10 protein-coding genes and 1 pseudogene are annotated in these 19,987 nt (G+C 44.2%); 2 read left to right on the forward strand and 9 right to left on the reverse strand.

What is annotated here, in order from left to right:
• Window positions 1–82: 82 nt before the first annotated feature.
• From IEX40_RS02335 to dpdE, 9 genes are all read right to left on the reverse strand, one after another.
• Window positions 83–553: a PACE efflux transporter gene (locus IEX40_RS02335; RefSeq protein ID WP_188745479.1), complete on the reverse strand. Its 471-nt coding sequence runs from the start codon at window positions 551–553 to the stop codon at window positions 83–85.
• Window positions 554–997: 444 nt separating this feature from the next.
• Complete coding sequence (locus tag IEX40_RS02340) at window positions 998–3,010, reverse strand: hypothetical protein (RefSeq protein WP_188745480.1); 2,013 nt, start codon at window positions 3,008–3,010, stop codon at window positions 998–1,000.
• Between the two features lie 4 nt (window positions 3,011–3,014).
• Window positions 3,015–3,554 carry a phospholipase D-like domain-containing protein DpdK gene (gene dpdK / locus IEX40_RS02345; RefSeq protein ID WP_188745481.1) on the reverse strand — a complete coding sequence of 180 codons (540 nt, stop codon included), beginning with the start codon at window positions 3,552–3,554 and terminating at the stop codon, window positions 3,015–3,017.
• Window positions 3,551–7,942: a protein DpdJ gene (gene dpdJ, locus IEX40_RS02350; RefSeq protein WP_188745482.1), complete on the reverse strand. Its 4,392-nt coding sequence runs from the start codon at window positions 7,940–7,942 to the stop codon at window positions 3,551–3,553. The genes dpdK and dpdJ overlap by 4 nt, the downstream gene beginning before the upstream one ends.
• 17 nt (window positions 7,943–7,959) lie before the next feature.
• Window positions 7,960–8,685, reverse strand: coding sequence for a hypothetical protein (locus IEX40_RS02355; protein WP_188745483.1), 726 nt, complete (start codon window positions 8,683–8,685; stop codon window positions 7,960–7,962).
• Window positions 8,682–11,720, reverse strand: a complete 3,039-nt coding sequence (gene dpdH, locus IEX40_RS02360) for a protein DpdH (protein ID WP_188745484.1) — start codon at window positions 11,718–11,720, stop codon at window positions 8,682–8,684. The genes IEX40_RS02355 and dpdH overlap by 4 nt, the downstream gene beginning before the upstream one ends.
• Window positions 11,717–12,481, reverse strand: a complete 765-nt coding sequence (locus tag IEX40_RS02365) for a hypothetical protein (RefSeq protein ID WP_188745485.1) — start codon at window positions 12,479–12,481, stop codon at window positions 11,717–11,719. The genes dpdH and IEX40_RS02365 overlap by 4 nt, the downstream gene beginning before the upstream one ends.
• A gap of 145 nt (window positions 12,482–12,626) precedes the next feature.
• Complete coding sequence (dpdF, locus tag IEX40_RS02370) at window positions 12,627–15,044, reverse strand: protein DpdF (protein WP_188745486.1); 2,418 nt, start codon at window positions 15,042–15,044, stop codon at window positions 12,627–12,629.
• Window positions 15,044–18,058 (reverse strand): protein DpdE, encoded by a 3,015-nt coding sequence (dpdE, locus tag IEX40_RS02375; protein WP_188745487.1) that lies wholly within the window; start codon window positions 18,056–18,058, stop codon window positions 15,044–15,046. Before dpdE ends, dpdF begins: the two co-directional genes overlap by 1 nt.
• Window positions 18,059–18,328: 270 nt before the next feature.
• On the opposite strand from dpdE, the pseudogene IEX40_RS22235 reads away from it, so the two are divergent.
• Together IEX40_RS22235 and IEX40_RS02380 are read left to right on the forward strand one after the other, a co-directional pair.
• Window positions 18,329–18,633, forward strand: a pseudogene (locus IEX40_RS22235) (IS5/IS1182 family transposase); the annotation flags it as partial.
• Window positions 18,634–19,024: 391 nt separating this feature from the next.
• Entirely contained in the window at window positions 19,025–19,975 is a 951-nt protein-coding gene (locus IEX40_RS02380) for a hypothetical protein (protein ID WP_188745488.1), read from the forward strand.
• The last annotated feature ends 12 nt before the right edge of the window (window positions 19,976–19,987 follow it).

The following is a 19,987-nucleotide window of genomic DNA, read 5'->3' on the forward strand; positions in this document are numbered from 1 at the left end:
CGTGTTCTTCGATTACCCACCGTAGAATCCCTGCTGGAGTTCGCAGCAGCGCTCCTGAGCCAGCAAACAGAATCAACAGCCGTTACCTACTGACTTCGGATTCGTCCGGGTAAGCCCCTATAAGCCACACCCGAAGTTGATCGAACATGCGGTTATAGAGCAAAGTAAACACCAGCGCCATCAGCAACATCTGAACCTCCAACTGCAACGCTTCCGGCCAGGCCAAATCCATCAGCCAAACAACTACCGGCAGTAACGCTAGCGTCAGACTTAACTCAAAAGCAAGGGCGTGCCACACGCGAAGCTTCCAACCTCTAGCCATGCGGTTTGGTCCAAATACCCAGTCAAACTGGACGTTGAACAGGTAGTTCCACGCCACGGCAATTGCCGATGCAGCCACTGCCAACAATACTCCCGATTCTACCGGCTGCTCCGGATAGGCAAACGAGATAAAGGCGATATCGAGCAAGGTCAGCAGTAGTTCGAACAAAACCGCATGAAAGAGGCGTTCGCGACGTGATACAACTACTACCGATCGATTGGCCGAGACCATAGTTTACAAACCTCGTTATGCCTTAACGGCAAAAAACAGATAGTCCGGCGTTGCTATAGCGCCGAGTATGTAAAAGTTTGATGATGATTCCTGAGACCGAAGTCAGCGACTGAGCCTTTTGGCGCGGAAGCACGCGGAACTGTCTATTCCCGAAACCCAGAGAGTCAGGACAGAATCACGCCCAGAACAAACTAGTTATTTTTTCTACTAAATTGAAGAATATGTAGCCATATATATTAATATTCACTGACAGATATCCTCCTCTTAAAAACGTCCGCCAATGCAGGACCCACAGTCAATCCGTCTCCCTGTGCGGCGGGCATCAGGGTTGCAAAACGCATATCCTTGTAGTGGGTGACCAGAACACCCACCAGATAAAGAGACGCCAAGTTCCAGAAAAGCTTCCATAGTTCAAAAGTAAGAGGAAATGTCTGTCAGTGCCAATTAGACCGTCAAACCAACTAAATACTCCTCAATTGCTCTCACCATCGCCGTCGAACCTTTACCTTGTGGATAGAAAATTTTGGCTTTGGCATTTTGTACGCAGTAAAAGGCTGCATGCTTCGCCTTTGAGGCAGCAAAGAACATCACATCAGTTGTTTTAGCCAACTGCTCCAAAGCAGAGGTGCAGACAGAGTCTGAGTTTTCTCGAATCGTTACTGACGGGTAAATCTTTTTGATAGTCTCCACCACCCGTCCTAGAGCGGTTTTATCCAAGCTATAGACACCGATGTTTGCTTCAACAGCAACTAAGTTTGATGCGCCCATTAGTTCATTTTCTGAAGCAAACGGCACATAGTTTTGCTGGATGTACGCTCCAATAGAATCCAGTATTAATAGATCTGCTCCGGATAGACGTGAATTATTCGAGGCAAATGGCACTACATATCGATTCCATACATTCAAAACGTTCGCATCATAACGTGGTAGTCCGTCGATTAAATATTCCAGGACAGACATAACATCCGGCAAATTGAACACCGTGATGCCACGTGTTTCGATAAAATGCTCTAGTATTTGCCATTGATCGTTCATATCCTGATCGCGGAGGTTACCTCTGAACAACATTTCAAGCATGAACCGGTACAAACGATAGTCTTCAGACGCTCGGTGAGATGTGAGCGCAAATTCTTCAGATAACCGGAGTATCTGGTCTGATGTGAAGCTTTCCTTAGAGAATTGGCGGTGAAGTGATTCAATGAATATCGCAAAGGAGTCATTAATCAACTGCGCGGAAATATCATCGTTCAACGCATCTAAAACAGAAAGATATTTATCTACGACTGCCGCATCAACGTTCCAGTTGAACCCTTCTTCTCGAAGTACTGCAGAATAGTCTGACCAATCCTGCGCTGAACTACCCGCCTCTAGCCATGATTGCCAAGAGTTTATAGCAATACTCTCGAAGACGTCAGTGGTATGGCTACCGGTGGCATTACTAGAATCTGAGTCTTCGATTTGCTCCGCAACTAGTAGATCAACAGAATCTGAGATTGTGTTTTCTTCGTTCGACTCATGCGAAGCCTCATAGCCGAGTATATGACGACCGAAGCTATGAAAAACAATCTCCGATGAATCAAAAACACTTGGGTTGCTGGGGTTTGACTTGAAGACGGGTCTCCAGTCGTCAAGCTTATCCTTTAGTTCTTCAATACTCTTAGGATCTGCCTCGTCGACTCGAGAATAATCCGTATATTTGAGGCCATAGACCGAGTAAAGGCTCTTTAGTACTACCCTATGTACCTCGCTACTCATTCTACCACGCACGATATCACCGATTTCTTCATCAAGAAGAACATCGCTGTACTGACCCAATGCATCCATCTTAAGGAGGCGTAGAAAGCTGATATTCCTGGCATCTAGGTAGCCACCAGTATCTAATTGTTCAAGAGTATTGACTATTTCGTTAATTGAATTGGTTGTATAACTAACAAAGAACCGATTAAGTAGGGTCGCTAATGAGTGCTCCGCAGAAGTCGTCAAAGCGGGCTTCGTTTGAAGCAAAGTCTTAATAAGCAAGGAACGTTCAAGCAACCAATTTATCTTCTTAATACGTTCGCTTTTAGTGAAACTTAATCCCCACCTGCGTTGTAACTCTGCAACACTATAAATTGAGACGCGGAGAATCGCTTTAATTCCACTATCCAGCAAGGCACTAGTGTACTGGGACTTAATCCCTTTGCCGTCGAATAGATCAACATGTGGGTATGAAATCACGGAACCCAAGCCAGCGCTGATTGATCTTTTGAACTGATGCGCTCCGATGAGGGAGGTGAAACAGAAATAAATTTCAACTTTCTCACCAGCATCTTCCCAAACCACACCGATATACGGTTCAGCGTCATTTGAATGCACAATGGATCGTAGAATGGAAAGCGTGTCGCTGCTCTTTGTGGGATTTTCAATCTTAGACAGACTTAATTGAGCCGTCGAGGGGAACAAAAGGCGATTATCCACTGAACTAAGACCTCCAATTTCCCAGTACGTTTTTATAATGCTCTCTGAACTGCTGCCTGCTTAACGATACGATTTCAGGTTCTGTTTCGTAGGTAATGCCTTCGTCATTTATATTCGCTCCACGATAGGTGAAGTTCATGGAGCCTTTTATATAAATTGTTTCAGTCAGCAATCCTTTGATATGTAACTCATCACTCTCGCCGAACCGAGTATTGTCAGGGTCTAAGATAAGATCTCTTAAGCGAGTCAAAAAGGTATCATTTCGATCATCCCGTTTTACAACAAGATTTAAACGGCTACCATTGTTTACAACAATGGAAACCAGATCTGAAAAATACAAAACGGGCTTCTCCCAGCCTATAGCACGAAACGGTTCACTAGGATCTTCTAGTACTGGAAAGTCCTTTATCCAAGGACTTACAACCCAAATTTCAGGAGGTGGACTAATTGTCATAACCACAAACTGGCTTACAAGTAAATCTTTCGCGGTGCGTTTACCTAGATCTCGAAAGGTATGAATTTGTCTACTCGTTATCTGACTCACAGTACCTCCGGCAACTCGAATTTAATAGCAATTCCACGTTCTGAATAACGAACACCTGATAGTTTTGGTGCGAATAGCAGGCCTTTGTGTTCAACCGTACATACAAGCAATTCACTAACTAGTATCTCGAGTTTTTGTTGTTCTGCAGGTGAAAAAATAATTTCTACCGCGCCCTTATTCTTGAGTGCAGCAAGGGCGGCCTCTAAGTCAAACCCATCGATCACCTCTACTCGAGATACGGAGTGTAGTAGGGCTTCAGCGATTACCCTGTCAGTTGAAACAACCCCTACGAACCGATTATAAAAATTAAGTGCGTTACAACGAACCTCGCCGCCATGTGGGTATAGCAAGTCTTGCACTTCGGATTTTATAGCCTGAATATCGTCATTCGAAGAGCCTTGACGAGTCGCAACTGCATATGCAAAAACAGAAAGTGGCCATTCAACTCCTTGCTTTTTGTTAATCGCTCGCCATTGGCCTATTAACTCCAAAGTGCGTTTGTCTGTCTCAGAAGAACTGCCTGCACGAAGAAGTTTCGTATATAGTACGTTCATTAACGTTTGCGAAGGATATCTGCCAAGGTCTAGTAGTTTCCTCTTGATTCCCCTCGAAATCTCCTGCTCTTCTGTAACGGTATTAGCTGCTCGGAACCGTTCCAACAGACCACCCGAAGATGAGTTGATTTCATTCGATAACAGCGCCTCGATTGAGCTTAAGACAAACTCGTTGTCGGTTGGTTTGGCACAAGAAACCAAAATATCAGTGGCTTTACCCGTCTCCCGTACGAGAAGATATCTTAGCCGCTCAAGGTAACCACACCCGCCTGGATCAGATTCAGACATCAACACACAGAGAGGTTCACCTTCTTTTCTGGGCAATACCTCTGAGAGTATCAGATTCTCTGCAAGATCCGGGAGCACACGAAGCGCAAGACTATTAATCAGACCGGCAAGAGTTCGTTCAACTAGCGCTTGGAAAACCCTTTCAGTTTCTGCGTTTGTATCTTCAAACGCTGCGTTGAAAGCCCTGACCAAGATGTCAAAAACGGTCTGATTTGCCAGCAAATCCTTTAGATGCTTGTAAAGTTTCTCGCTTGCTTCATCCTCCTCATCAACAGACTCATCGCGCGCAAACATTCGTTCAGGCGTATCGAGTAGATCGTCTGGGACTTTCTTTCCGACCAGAGATCTTCGGAAAGCTTCAAATGATGAGTATTCCAGCGAACTTGATAAAACGAATCCAAGAAAACAGTCTCGAATCCAGTCTGTATCAAAATTATTTATGAATAATTTCGATTGAGATATTTCTTCTTTTAATAGGTCGACGAACAATGAAAGTCTTAAACTCCTTTTATGGTCATCGCCGAGAGTGGAAAATGCAAACGTATTCGGCAAATCAAAATAGAACTCCATCATGTCATAATAGTTTGTACATCCAAGCGCAAGCGGATTCCCATCGGTCCCCACAAATGAAAACTTAACTGCCAAAGACTCTCGCTTGGTAGTTGTAAATGTCGCCTCCGCAGATCGACTAAAGCGCGTAATCTGTCTCTGCTCACCGTGACGGTGTAGGCTTGAGGTGTACCTGACTCCAACCTTTTCATTATCGCCGAGTATTAAAATTTCCTCCTCTACCTGCTTCTGTCGATTCTCAAGGTATACTTCCCATTGATACATCGAGTGTGAACGATCTGTAATACTCAAATGATTGAATTTTTTGGTGGTACTTGGCCTTAGATTCAGAGGCCGCGCGATGGGGAGACTCTCACTCCCTAATTGAATACGATTGTCGAGAACCAGTTGGTCAGAGAAATCTCCTTTTACTCTAGATATAACAAATTCGCGCTCTGACTGAGCAAATGATGGGTCAAGCTCAAAATCCGTTGGTAAAATCACCCATGAGTCTTTACCCCATTTCGCATAGCGCTTAGAGATTCGGCCCGGAGCAAACTCTTTCAGCGCCTGGAAAAAATCCATTGTTTCATTCTTCGAAATTGCACCGGATTCACTGGGAGGGATTATCGCGATATCCGGAACATTCAAGGCACCAAATAATTGCCCCGTGATGTATTCAGGCGCTGGCGACGATCGGTATAGCGCTGTATTACTAACGCCCCCCTCTGCTACAAAATCAGTATCCAACTCACGTTCAATAGAAGGTAGAAATTCGCTGAAAACCCCTCGAGGAATCGACCATAGAATATTATTTACTTCCTCCTCTTTGGAAATTCTGAGGCTTCTGCGAAGGTAATCCGCGAAGTTATTACGCAAGTCCTCTTCCCGCATCACGCGATTGAGGTAAAGTCGAATTTTTGCCAGATCCTGTGAGTGCCTTTCATTCGTCGGATCTTTCAATGCCCCATAAACCCAAATCGCGCCTGTCATTAAACTCAACCAGTCCAAAAAGGCTCCCGCGCCAGCCATTTTTTGGACATGAGCATTTCGAACTGGAAGGCTTTTAGACTCTACTATCGGCCGGGCAAGTGACTCGTAACGCAGAAACAACTCGCGATCACGACCAAACTCAGATAACACCACCACCATCCATGGACGCGCAGAGATCGATCGACCTGCGCGACCTTTTCGTTGCAGGTATGACGAAGTATCTCGAGGCGCCTTGTGCTGAAAAACCATACCAACGGAAGTATCGTTAAAGCCGACCTCCAAAGAGGCAGTGGCAACCACCACGTTAGCCCTTGGATTCACACCTGAAGCCTGTGAACTAGTTTGATCACCAACTATATCGCTTCTGTCTAATCGATGACCAAAGCGCTTAAGCACCTCCCAGTTTTGCCCCATTTCGGACATGTTTTTCAGGACATTGGAATCATCAATGCGCGAAGGATCCCTCAACACTGCGAGAGAGTTATCTTTGTGTCGATTTATTTCTTGATTTCTTTTCCAAGAGTTCCACCTGTAGCCTTCGGAATCTAGGTAGTCGAAAAATAGTCTGTTTAGAATGTCCAGCGAGTCTGTAAAAGTGAAAACTTTACCCGGCCAAACGCCCTGCTTTTTTCCAGCCTGTATAGAGTCAAGTATTCGGGCGCCAAGCATCATAGCCTGGATAGTAGTTGAAAGAAGAGCAGTTTTAGACGCCGGATCACCTCTAAGACACAAAAGGTATTCAGACCCTACCCGTTTAATTTCACTCTCTAGCGGCGTTACTAACACAACCGATCTATCAATTGATCCAATCAAACTAGCGAAGAAACTTTCAGGCGATTCTAGCGTAGCTGAGAGACCAACAAACTTGGGTCTGACGGACGTTGCCAGCAACTTTCTCCATCGACTAATTAGTAGAGCCGTTTGGGCGCCTGTTACACCCGAATAAGTGTGTATCTCGTCCATCAGCACAAATTGAAGACGGCTTTGACGCTGGACTCCGAACAAATGACGTGCTCTGGTATCCGTAAGCCTTTGAGAAAGCATTTCCGCTGAAGTAAGGAGGATATCCGGCGGTGACTCGCGCATCTGTTGTCTGCTAACGATAACCGTTGCTCCGGTATCGAAACCACATTTCCGACAACAAAGACGCCGAGGATCATTTTTAATTTTTAGTTCAAGATAATGATCGCAATTATCGTTAGGGCACTTATAGATTTTCGAGACCTTGTCAGAATTAGCCGCATCGGACGGATCGAATGGTGTATCTCCAAAATACGCTCCTACAGTAATACCTCGAATCCGTCTTCCGTTCAGGTATTTGTTAAAGGGCACTAGCGCACTTATAAGTTCCCTTAACTGGTCTTTTAACAACTCATTGCGAGGATATATAGAGAGAACTCTAGTGCTTTTGGTTGCATCCGCGCTGATATCATCTGCGAGAGTCGAAAAGATTGGTAAGTAAAATGACAAACTCTTGCCACTACCAGTACCAGCAGTAACAACAACCCCTTCATTTTTGTTCGATCCAGCAATCTCACTGAAAGCTCGGTACTGAAACCCCGCAAGTTCGGTGAAACGACCACTCACATTCAAAAACTGTTGCGCATAACTGAGTACCGAATCAGAGATACCTTCATTCGAAAGGAGTTCGAAAAAAGATTCTGCTTTGATATCACGCTTCGGAACGGTCCTAGGACTTCTGACAAAGCGAAAGTCAGATACAAGGGACGGCGAACTCTGTAAATTTCGTCTCGGTAGCAACTGCCGCAACTCAGTAAAAAGGACTACAGATTCCCCCATACGGGTTCTGAAACGATCGGGCGTACCCCTATGATCGAGTTCAACTACATTACCGTCGTAAATCAGTTGATCGAAAGCGTAGTCTGGGTCATCACAGCCACTTGATAATTCACCGACGTATTCCTCACGACTATAGCTGTAATTAACGTTTCCCCAAGCCAATGCTTTGGAATCAAGAGTCTCTAATATATCGAGTGGCTCCAATTACAATCTCCGTTACATCAGTATTTTGTGGGCGAGACAACAAAATCACTCGCTAACCCGTGCTCAAGTAAATATTTTAGTACTTCTGGTGATAGGTCCTTAAGAGTCGTTCCAGAATACTTATCTCTCGCCCTATCCAAAAATACAGATACCTCATCCGGAATCTCTACCTGATTATCGCGAACTATTTCAGAATACCTCTGAATTATACGTTTAAACTCAGCACCACCTAATTCAATTATCGAACTATCATCGACTACAGTGCGATTTAGCACTCTGTGAAGATCGCTAAATTCTTGCTTTAGTTTTTCAGAGAGAAAACGACATATAAAATCGAACTCTGGTTTCGATTTCATTTTTTTTCTTGCTGCTAATTTCGCTGTTGAAAGCGAATTTCGAAAAATCGAACCTGCGCTTTCCTCCAGACTTTCCAGTGACTTCCTTGCATTCTGCTGTCTAGTCTTAGCCGATTCAAAGTCGGCAGCGTCTAAAGCATTTCTTCCTTTTTCAATTTCGTTAATTGAGCGTTTTAAACGTTTTAAATCGGTCTCATCGAAAATCGCCTGATCCTCGCCAAACTCAATTGGAAACTGAATATACCTATTGATAGCCTTAGCATGTCGAGTGCTTGTGTTTACTAACTGTCTGTATGTAGCCAGTGAAACCACAGACGCATTTGAATTATTCCTAGCGTTGTCATCAAGTCGTATATTCAACTGTCTTGTCTTTGCTATTAGATTCATACCTGACTTCCCTCCAATAAGCTAGAAATAGATCTGAGAGTGTCAGATAAGGCCTCAGCCTCTTCCGTTGCTTGGATCATATCCTTCTCCAGCGTGGATCCGGTACCTTGAGTGTTGGCCTCAAGCACTTCTACTAACTTCATCCATTCATTAACAAACGTCAGGAACGCCAGCAAGGTTTCTCTTTCGAGAGGCATTGCATACTCAAAGTAACTCAGACTCTTTTCGTGCTGCGCTCTACTAGCGTGTATGAGAAGCGATAGTTGTTGCTGGATAGTATTACTGTTGAGATAAGTTGATGATGAACTTTTGAGTAACGCTATATCTACTAGATCAGAAATGTCATGCGATCGTCCAACTCTTCCCGCGTGCTCCAGAAGTCCCTTCAAACTGGCAATAGCCTGTTTGAAATAGTCCTCATCAGACGAGTCACTGAAATTGTTAATAATCGGTGCGAATGGATACAATTCCCTGCCTGAATCGATAAATGTTTGGACAACGACATCATCCTGACTCAATTCTTTTTCAGCATCGCGGATAGCCTTTTTGAGCATTGTGACTGGCACTGTGCCGGTCGTATTCAAAAATACAGTTTTGACTTCGTTGACAGATTTCATTGTGACGCCATCAGCGCGAGCGATGGCAGGATGGAGGTTTTTAAGTGTCCGAACTCTATCAGGGCTCGAAGGCTTTTCACGTATAGCATCAATAAGGCTGTCAAGTTTCTCTTCGCTGCTGCGAGTCGATTGCTTAATTTTTCCCAATAGGATGAAGCGTTTTGCGACTCTTTTAGCAGTATCCAAGGTATGCTTTGTCTGCTCTTGGGTCAGTTTTTCAAAAGCACTTGGGAACCAATTTTCGAGGAAGCTTTCGATAACTCCCAAGTCTTGAGTGAGTTGCGGATATGACTCTCGGCTGCTGTTTTGCCAAACTAAATATCTTACGATTGCTTTTGTGACACTAGAAACGAAATCAAGATTTCCGCTAAGTTGCCTTTCGTCAAAGAAAGTCAATAATGCACCGGATTTAGGATTACCGATCGCTCGCGGTATTACTACCTCATGAGTCTCAACTTTAAATGCCTCAGAACTGAAGTGAAGCCCTGGTATCGCTCTCATCGTGAATGCTTCAGATAGAAACTGCCTTAGAAAGCGCGCTACACGACTGTCCAACTGAACTTTTTTCTCGAGCCATTCATCTATCAACTCGAACTCTTTACGCCCTAATTCGCTCGTAACTGCAGGCTTGGGCCGGTCTGGTTGCGGTTCCGGTTCGGACTCCGGTTGTGTTGGATTCCAAGGTTTTGGAGCAACTGGGATAATATCCAACAATTCTTTGAAACCTAGTTCAGTACAGACTTCATCCGATAAGAGGTTTCGAGCCGCTCCCAGAGTCGAGGGATTACCGCCCCAAATCCTGGCAAAAAGCGCTGTTTTTACCGGTTCGGTGTAGCCATTCATCTGCGACTCATGAATCAAGTCTGGACTCACAATCACGCCCGCATATGAATCTCGGCTTGGGAATCCACCTCCCTCCCAGGGGCGGTGCCTCAAAGTTGGTCTGAGTATCTTTTGAAGTACTTTCCTTGGTGAAAAAGTAAGCAAATTTTTGCTGTTTAAATAGACCTTCGCTAACTCTCGAATCGAGACACGAGTATGGGGGTAAAGGCAATAACCAGCATCCGAGCTATCCCAATCAATATCGTCGCTGTCAACAGAAAAAACTGGCACCTCCGTTTCGCCCATTTCGAGTGACTCATCAAGCGTTCCCCTGCCTACTCGAGCAGCATTTAGATAACGGCCCACCATTTCAATCGTACGGTTAATTAGTTCGTCTTCCGCAACTGATTGCTCATCCACATCCACTACCCACTCACCACCCGAGCGTGAAAGAATCGTGTCTTTAGTTGTTTGATAACCCAATGCGCCAGACGTAGATGCAATAACTGAGTGAACGGGTGCAAGCGCTTCATCAGGATCTTCAAGAAGGCAATCAATTAGAGTCTCGGATATTGCCTTGATAGCAGCTAAATCCTCAACCAATACAAACATATCTTTCCCTGACTGTTTCAGAAAACGACGGATGTCACGGAAAAGATCCTGAAAACTACCACCGCTATACCTAAACGCGTCTTCAAAGTAAGTTTTGACCGCTACTCCAAGTGACTTTGATAGTAAGTCCACAACTTCCGAGGCGACTTTGGAATCCTGGTGCAAATGACTATGCATAAGATAATCTCTTGCCGGTTCCGATAGCTTTGGAATGTCCAGGTTGCTAAAACCAAAGTGCCCTAAATTGAACGAATCAGTAAACTCGTAGATCTCATCATCATCTATACCCGCACCACTGCTTCCGCCAACCAAACGACTAGCGTATTTAAAGACTGGTGTATCCTCCTTCAAGAAAGTGGACTGAAAATAAGGATCCATTATAAGGTGCCGCAATCCGTGCTTGGAGTCACCATGCAATCTGTAGAAATTGGCCTTATCCCTCTCATCTTTTGTTGGGGAAGTTGACCGCTCAGAGACGTGTTGTTTTAGATCAGCGAGTTCCTTCTGACACAACAGTCCGACCTGTTGTCCCATGTGAAAGACCAACTGCTCAGCGACCGTAATCGCTGTTTGATCCTGTTGGAGTAGCGCGACCTCCTTTCTAGTTGCCTCAAACTCTTTTGAATTAAGCCCCTCCAGGATAGATTCGAGGGCTGATCGGAGGCTCGCATTTTTCTTGATGCGAACGATGTGAAACCGCCCTGAATTAGGGGATTGCCGCAGTGCCGAATCAACCCAACGGACCAAATGGGATTTACCAGAACCCGGACTACCCAATACTGGAATGGGTCCGTCAATATTCGCAATTAGTTCTGATAGAAACTCTTTATCTGTTCTGCGAACGGAGGTTCCTTCAGTACTTCGGTACAGTAACTCCATCGGTTCATGAACTGCCCAAAGAGTTCCCGCAGACAACCTCTCCGCCTGAACCGGAATACATTCCTCTACGAACTGTGAGTTTGGCCAATATTCGCGCATACTCATATGACAATCTCCAGCGATGAAGCACGCTCAGTCCCACCGTTGGTGGATATGAACTCCGTAGTATTGGGATCATCGGGAGACAGACTAATTCGAAGCTTCTTCTTTGCTCTCAAACGATAAATTGCTGCACTGAGCACTTCGCTAACTGTGCCATGATTGTTGAGAGGACTGCTGCTGTTCAACCCTCGCGTGACTGAGTTGTATACACCATAATCTAGAAAAGGTAGTACCTTCCCAGTAGCGTCAAGAAAGTCCTCTACTCTGACCATTGTGTGACCAAGTTTTTCGGCGATTTGGGGCAAAGCACTCTCTAGAATAGGAGCTACATCGATGAAGTACCTCCCCTCTAACCATGGCTTCAAAATTTCTAGATGAAGACACCAAGAAATTGTTGGTCCTAGTTCGTCCTGCCGATTAGTCGTCAACTTATTCGGTATGTCTGCTCTGTATTCCTCTGGAATTAAGGGATCATTGCTCAAGTCGGGATATACACTATTTAATTGCGCCAGTATTGCATCCTTGTCGACAGCCTTTCCAAAAAGGATTGTAGACTGCTCAGTCAGAGACAGTGCCGTAATAGCCCTAAGAACTGCTGGTTCATCCCTACTAGTGAAATAGTTTTCCATAGAGGTATTCTTCAAGAACAACGACAAAATTCTCTCTGAGAAACTAATCCCTCTAATCTCTGGATTTCGAATTAGCACTCCATCATCAAAAACCCAGAATTCATGCTCGAGCCACCATTTAAAGAATTTCGGCATCCCGTCTCGGTACTTCTGAGTAGTCGAACTCGGAACAAAATATTCTGCCATTAGTTCATCAGTGCTTCTAAAGGAGGACTCTCCGATCAACTTGTCGAAATAGCGTAAAAGATCTGGTCTGCTCTCTAACGACGTCGTTGCGTTATTACAAAGTGCCAAGATGTGCCCCCTCTAGATCATCAATTACAAAAACATTCTGTAATCTCTCCAACACAGAAGTCCCTCCCGACCAATGCTTGAGATTGGAATCTGTCAATAGAAATCGACTATTGGAAACGATATCATCTCGGGGCAAACCACTTGAATGAGCATCTGTTTCATAGAAGATAGTAAATTCATCAGGGCCAAAATTTGGATCATCAAGATCTTTAAAAACAATAAAAATTGAACTGTTTTCAGGCAGATTTACCAAAATTTCGTACTTTACCGTCTGACTACAGCGAACGAATTTCACTTGGCCTTTTTTACACAACTCACCGAGTAAACGAACTAAAGAACTCAAATCATTAAATAGATTATTCTCGTCCAATTCGAATCCGAATGGCTCACTTCCGTATAGCGTCAGTAAATCCGCAGTGTGCAGGGTTGAGACTGGGAATTTACCAACCTTATGTAACCTCTTCTCTGAGTGACCAGTACAACCCCGGCAGATTACTTCAGGATATGTCTCTGCAAATTTAAAATACTCACCAAATAATCTGCACAATTCAACTTCCGGTTCTAATAATCTGTCGATATGATTTAATTCGGATCTATTGATTTCGGAGAACCGCGATTTCATCAACTTGAAATCAGAACCCCAGAAATCGGCACCGTAAAGAGCATAATCCAATATATCCATCCGAATATATTTCAATCCAACATACGGCGGATCATCTTCTTTTTTAACTGACTCATACTCATCTCGAGATAACAGTTGGAGGCTAATCACCCCCATCCTCTGCAATAGAAGTACTGTCTTCCAGTTCCACGATTTGTTTGTTGCACCGTGATAAACAAGATGAGGTGGAATAGTTTCTGGAGCAATTATGTAACTATCATCTCGCTTGTCTAGAGCACTCTCCAGTAATCCATTAAAACGGTTGCGGGCTTTTTCGCCCGTAAGTATTTTCACGGTGGCTAGACTTTTGGCTACGTCAATATCCTTTACGTCATACAGCATTAGGCAGGATGATGCGTAACCATCACGACCTGATCGGCCGCAGTCCTGATAGTAGCGATCCAGAGTTTCAGGCACGCCATAGTGAATAATCGTCCGCACATCTGGTTTATCCATACCTACCCCAAATGCACTTGTTGCGACCATCACATCGAGATAGTTCTCTTTCCATTGAAACAACAGTTGTTCTCTTTCGATGTAGGATACATCACCATTGAACAAGCCTACCCGAAGCCTACCCTCAGCCTTTAAGAGCTGGAATACTCTTTCACTATCATTTTTCGTTATGCAGTAAATTATCGAGGGAGACGGACGCACTGAAAGTTCGCGCAGCAGTCTTTCCTCTTTATTTCCGAAGCAACGCTCAATTTCATATCGAGGTTCAGCCCTCAGAAACCCTGAACTCACACATTCAATCGTTGAAATTCTCTCAAACAGTTCCTTCACTCGTTGATAAACTCGATTGGACCAAGTCGCGGAGAGTAACGCGATTTTTAGATGTCCGTTCGCTAGCTTTAGTAGCGAGTCAACGATGAGGGGCAAAGTCTCGAAATGCGGGCGAAAATCCGCTCCCCATTGAGCTACCAAGTGGGCTTCGTCTACGACAATACTGTGGAGGTACCTTGATTCAGCCGCTAGCTTTAAACTCTCAAGCAAACGTCCCGTTAAGGCTTCTGGTGAACAAAAAAGAATGGGAAGTCGACCCGACTCAATGAGCGTCAGGATCTCATTCTTATCCTCGTTTGATTGTGAGTCAGGTGACCAAGCGAGATGTTTTCGGCCGTATATCGTGTTTGGTTCGCAGAAGCCTTCAAAATATCGCTGAGCTTGCTCTAACTTCAAAGCGTTAGTAGGTACAACACACAAAAGAGTCCCCCGTCGCTCATTAAATTTTGCAAGAGCCTGCAAGACAAGAGTTTTTCCTCCTCCGGTTGGAAGATTGACAACCAAAGTGCTGCCCTCTTGCATCAGTAAAGCTGCTTGACACGCTTCTCTCTGCCCAGGTGACTGATAATGTGTATAACTGTGATTGCCAAGTTTTTTAACTAAAAGCTCATCAATTTTTCCACCAGGCTCGACTTGCAAATCAGCCTGCCGTAGGCCTATCGACCAAACATCCTCGTCCCTAATCGATTTTTTTAGTTCCAAACAGCGAGAGTAAGGGTTGTAATCCATTAAACTTTGAAATGGTTCAGGCAAACTCTGAAATAAACTGGATTCAACCCGCCAAGATTGCCGAACTGTCACGTACCTTTCGTTGAGAAAGTCATAGGTAGCATTAAAAATATCTACTCTAGATGAACTCTCGTCATCGATTACGCGAAGCAAACGTCTAGCGTAAAACCTTTCAGAATCACCAAGCGCTTGCTTGAGTTCTATTCTCTGCTCAATCGTAACCTCCATCAGTCGAGAACCACCCTTGCGTAACAGGAGATTGGAAGTAATCCTTTTTTATTATCAGCAAAACCGGATGCAAGCAAAAATTCACGGGATTTTTCGAAGGCATTCTCAGAAAAATACCTCCAATCCTTTTCAGACAAATAGTTACCTTGATCAAGACTCACCCAAGTAGAAGGAATAAGATCGAGTTTCGCATACTTTTTGTCTGTGGTTGGAGCGTTAGGGTCATCTTCAGTTACGTTGCCGGCTTGGTCTACCCACGTAACTTTCAAATTATCTGATTGGCTGTTTAATACTTGTGCCTGCCGACTCAAAGTTTTGATTCCACTGACCCATTCGATACGAAATGCTAGTTTCAAGTCCGGGGGAATTCCTCGTTGCGCCTTTTCAATGTCAAAGTAAACTTGACCAGATGTCACACCGCGTGGATCATCGAGCAATAACTCATAAATCGCATCAATAAAGGGCACTCCATATCTGCAGGGTATTGTTCCGGGATTTGCAGACACATAACTTCTCGACATCGACATTGGGAAAGTCGAATCTTCTGATTCACCACTAAAATCTAGTCCGAAGTAACACTTTCGACGAAATGCGCGGTAGTTCAAAAGCGACTGTCGATCGTAATTACTTTTTGCTGTTTTGTAAGCGTACCTAAAAGCTTCCGAGTTCCCTTCCCGCCTTTTCGTCAATTTTAGGGTTTTTGTAATCCAAGGATTAAACTTATTGGACTCTTCGCTACCCTCATCTTCCTCGTAGTCGGACAACGCCAAAGAGAACGCATTTGCGGCTAAGATTTCATTCTCCATTACTAGCAGTACTTCTTGGCCCTGCACTGCCCTCGTCTCGCGTTCGATGATACCATTCTTACCAGATAAAACATCGCTACCCCACGAATCGAGAACCTTGATTCCACTTCTGAGAACCTCTTCCCACATAAGTCCTAGCGATTTTTCAATGGGATTAATTATGCTCGCTAGCGTTTTGTCAAAGACACCTACATGTTTAGATAGTAAGTCTGCCCATTTCCAGTAAACCCCCTCTGTGGACGGCGCGACAATTACACTGGGAACGGCTTTTACTCCTCGTAGATTGGCACTGTACCGATTAACTCGCCCCATACGTTGTTCGAATCGCTGAAGAGTTCGGGGTAAGCTGCCATGAACAACGAGACGATCAACCCCGTGAAAGTTGAAGCCATCTTCCATCGCGCGGCCACCAACATAAACATTAAACTCGGCCAAATCGGCATGTCTGTATCGCTCTTCATTCGTAACCTCGACAGGTCTGAGAATTGACGAGGAACCCAAGCAATCGATGAAGTGTAATCGCTCCCCCTCATCATCAAGATATACCAGTACTAATCCATTCGGACACTTTTCAAGCCAATTTTCAGCAGTCTGTTGCATGGCATGTGATCGCGCTACAACACAAGCCTTAACGATTTTCTCGACTTCCGATGTAGTAAACCCTTGAAATTCGACCTTACCCGTTTTAACTGTCTCCAGCAGTGACAACGGGCCAGAGAAGTAACTATCTATAAGAGCATAAAGTTTCTTAAGGTCGGTCGAAGAATCCTCAATATCTACTATCGACGACTGTTCAAAATACCTAAGGACTAAATCTTCTAAAGACTCACCAGACACTTCGAAATATTCAACGACAGCACCTGCTAGGCCGGGGAAAAGAGAAGCAATATCAGCAACGTCTCTTCGGTTTCGAATCATGCGATGGAACAACTTAAAGTTCCGTTCAATGTAAGAACGGATCGATGAGAGGAGATCCTCTCGTTCTTCAGTATCTTCACCAAAGAACGGATCGTATAGTTCCGATGCTCGCTCAACCATCGAAAGTAATTCCGATTCCTCCGCAATATCACGCAGGCGCGCCAGATTTGTGGCGATTACGGCATCACCAGCCTCATGCCTAAGCGAAGCATAAATACCGCCAACGTTGCATTGTATGTCCAAACGTCGCTTAAACTTCGTCAGACCTATCGAGTCGAACGAATAATCCGAAGGTGATAATAGTGACAAGAGTCCCAGGTACTGAAGTTCATTACCTCCAACAGGGGTACCTGTGAGTAGGAGAGTCTCCTCGGATACATCACAGTAATGCTGATGTGCGCTGTAGATAGGGTCAACACCCTCAGTAGAGGAAGGAACCACTTGATGAGCCTCATCCACCACAAGCATGGTTAGGACTGAATCGTCGTATAAACTCAACTCTTCATGAGAGATAACTTCCAAACTGGACCCATCTGAGAGCGATGAACTGTCAATATAGAAACGAGTAGCGAGTTCGTCTTCCCATTGCTCAACTAAATTTGCCGGGACGCTAATCAGTACATTAACGTTTCCCGTTCGCTCATACAGATGGTTCAAAATCAGAAGGCCGGCTTCGATCGTCTTACCCAAGCCTACTTCATCAGCGAGTAGGTATTTTCGAATGGTATCTTGCTGAATCCTTTTGACTACTGCAATTTGGTGGCTTTCAAGCTCTACAGAACTGGCGAGAAAACCGGGAAAACCGCCTGAAATACTCTTTTGCTTTAGGTAAGTTTCTATGAAGTCTGATCTACGTTTTGCGTGCTTCTTACTTTTGTCTGCGTCTGGATCGATACTTCCATCAAAGACTCGGTTGAGAATCAAGTTTTCTACGTCATGGTAACTGCCCACTGGTATGTTGGGTACGAAGATATGTTGCTCCGACACTTCGACTCCAATTTCACCCGCCAGGAAAACAAGCAACATATTATTCGGACGCGTGCCGCCGAACTGACCACGGCGTAAGATTCCGGTCTCTTCATCCAAAAAATATAGATTTGTTGCTTCTGAGAGCGATGCTTTCCTCAAAGAGGAAAGTGGGACTTCCAAAGTTCTTGCCAGCTTTTTTGCGGGTGATTCGAAGAAGCCAATTGATGCGGTTTTTGCTTCTCTATCGACTCGATAAATTTTTGCAATACCGTCGAAATGATCTGATTGAACAAGCTTTCCCGCGAGTGTATCAGTAGCCATAACAGCCTCAAAGAGCACAAAAGAGTAGACTTCCAGTCTAGCACTCTAACATAGCAGATTTTTTGTGGGTTGAGATGACCTACCCCAACATTTAATCTAACCGGTTCTAGGGAACCTGCGAACAAGTCCTGCCTCGTGAGACCATGTCCGTACCGCCCTCCTAATCGACAACTTACGTTCGCCGATATAGACCGAAGCCAACATTCTGCTGAAAGGGACATTGGTCGATGCCACGCTCATTGAAGCGCCGACGTCCACCAAGAAAGTAGATACCGAGGCGCTGAGAAGCACACAGAACTTAAAGGTGTACGTGCTGACCGGCACATTGCAGAACAGCCTAGAAAGATTCGCACGCTAAGGAAGCCCCCTCGAATCAACAAGTTCAAAATTCGGACTGAGCATCTTAAGACCAGCATCCGCGCCAAAGTTGAGCATCCATTCCGCATCATAAAATTCCATTTTTGATTTGTGAAAGCACGCTATCGATAACTGAATAAAAAGGATATTAATTGGCAATAATGTTCGCACTCGCGAATATTGTTCGGGTCGACCATTATGCTACGTGCCTGGGATAAATCAGCCTGTATGTTGTAAAATCAAAATGCGATCGATGAAATCACCTCCAGTAACACTGAATCAAGTGTCTCGGTCGCTAACCGGGTACTCATTCGTAGATTCCCTAGCATCGTTGGCAATTTTATTACCAGCATTGATTACTATAAATAATAAAAGTCTTATTTTTAGATTTAGGTGAACATCTACTGATGTTCACCTATCGTTCGTTTTATTTCGAAAGCTCGCCCACTGCTTTTCAGCACATAAGCCTTTTCATTGACGGCACGGCGCACTAGCTGGACCAGCAAGTTTATAGTATTATGTGCAATCTAGATGCTGCTCGTGGGGACTGCAGACTCAGAACTCCACGCAAACGCCCTTGTAACAGACATTTTTATACCATAAACCCATATGATTCAAACAGTTAAAAGAGAAAGACGTCACCTAATAACGCCCTGCACATCGCGAAAACGCTGTGCCTACGGCCTGCCCGTCAAAGTCTCTGAACTGTCTGCAGTAGACCACACTACACTTGCTAATCGCTGGTTTGGCCACCTAAAGGCGTCAAAATCCAGAGAAGTTTCTGCAACAGAATTGTATGCCGGCGGTTCTTGGAGTCTAGTAAAGACATTGCGTAATTCATTTGATGAGCAATGGGTTCTATCTGCGGGTTACGGCTTCATCAATGCAAATTCAATCATAAAGCCATACGATATTACTTTTTCAAATGGGCATGATGATTCGGTTCCTACTCTAAAATGTGTATCACAGAGTGAAGCCAATAGAAAATGGTGGTTAGCCATCAATGAGAACAACCAAAACATGGCTAACTTCAGAGGAGGAATAAAAGAATTATTAAAAAATAATTCTAACGATAAGTTCTTGATAATAGGATCAAAGAACTATCTTGACCTTATAACTAACGATATCAACGACTCCATTGAAGGCAAAATAATAAAGCCAGAAAATATTATTGTTATATCAGCCAAAGAAGCTTCAGGCCAATTAAGAAAACAAACATTAAAAGCAAACCCAGAATTAAGACACTATTTTAAGTGCACTATGGCAAATCTTAATTATAGAATTGCCAACGAGATATTAGCGCAAAAAGCTGATTTTGATATAAAATCTTTCCAAAACGTCATTGATAAAATCAAAGTACTCTCGCCCCCCAGGAAGAAAATAGCGAATCTTTCCGACGAGGAGATAAAGGAAAAAGTCATAAAGATACTTACTACTCATGGAAATGACGCCAGCAGCAAAACAAAAGCTCTAAGTATTTTTAGAAACAAATACAATCTCTCATGTTCTGCAGAGCGCTTTACTCCTATATATAAATTCTGCAAATCAAAGCTATATTAATTGAGGTCATCT

It is taken from the genome of Marinobacterium zhoushanense (genome assembly GCF_014641945.1).
Classification (GTDB): domain Bacteria; phylum Pseudomonadota; class Gammaproteobacteria; order Pseudomonadales; family Balneatricaceae; genus Marinobacterium_D; species Marinobacterium_D zhoushanense.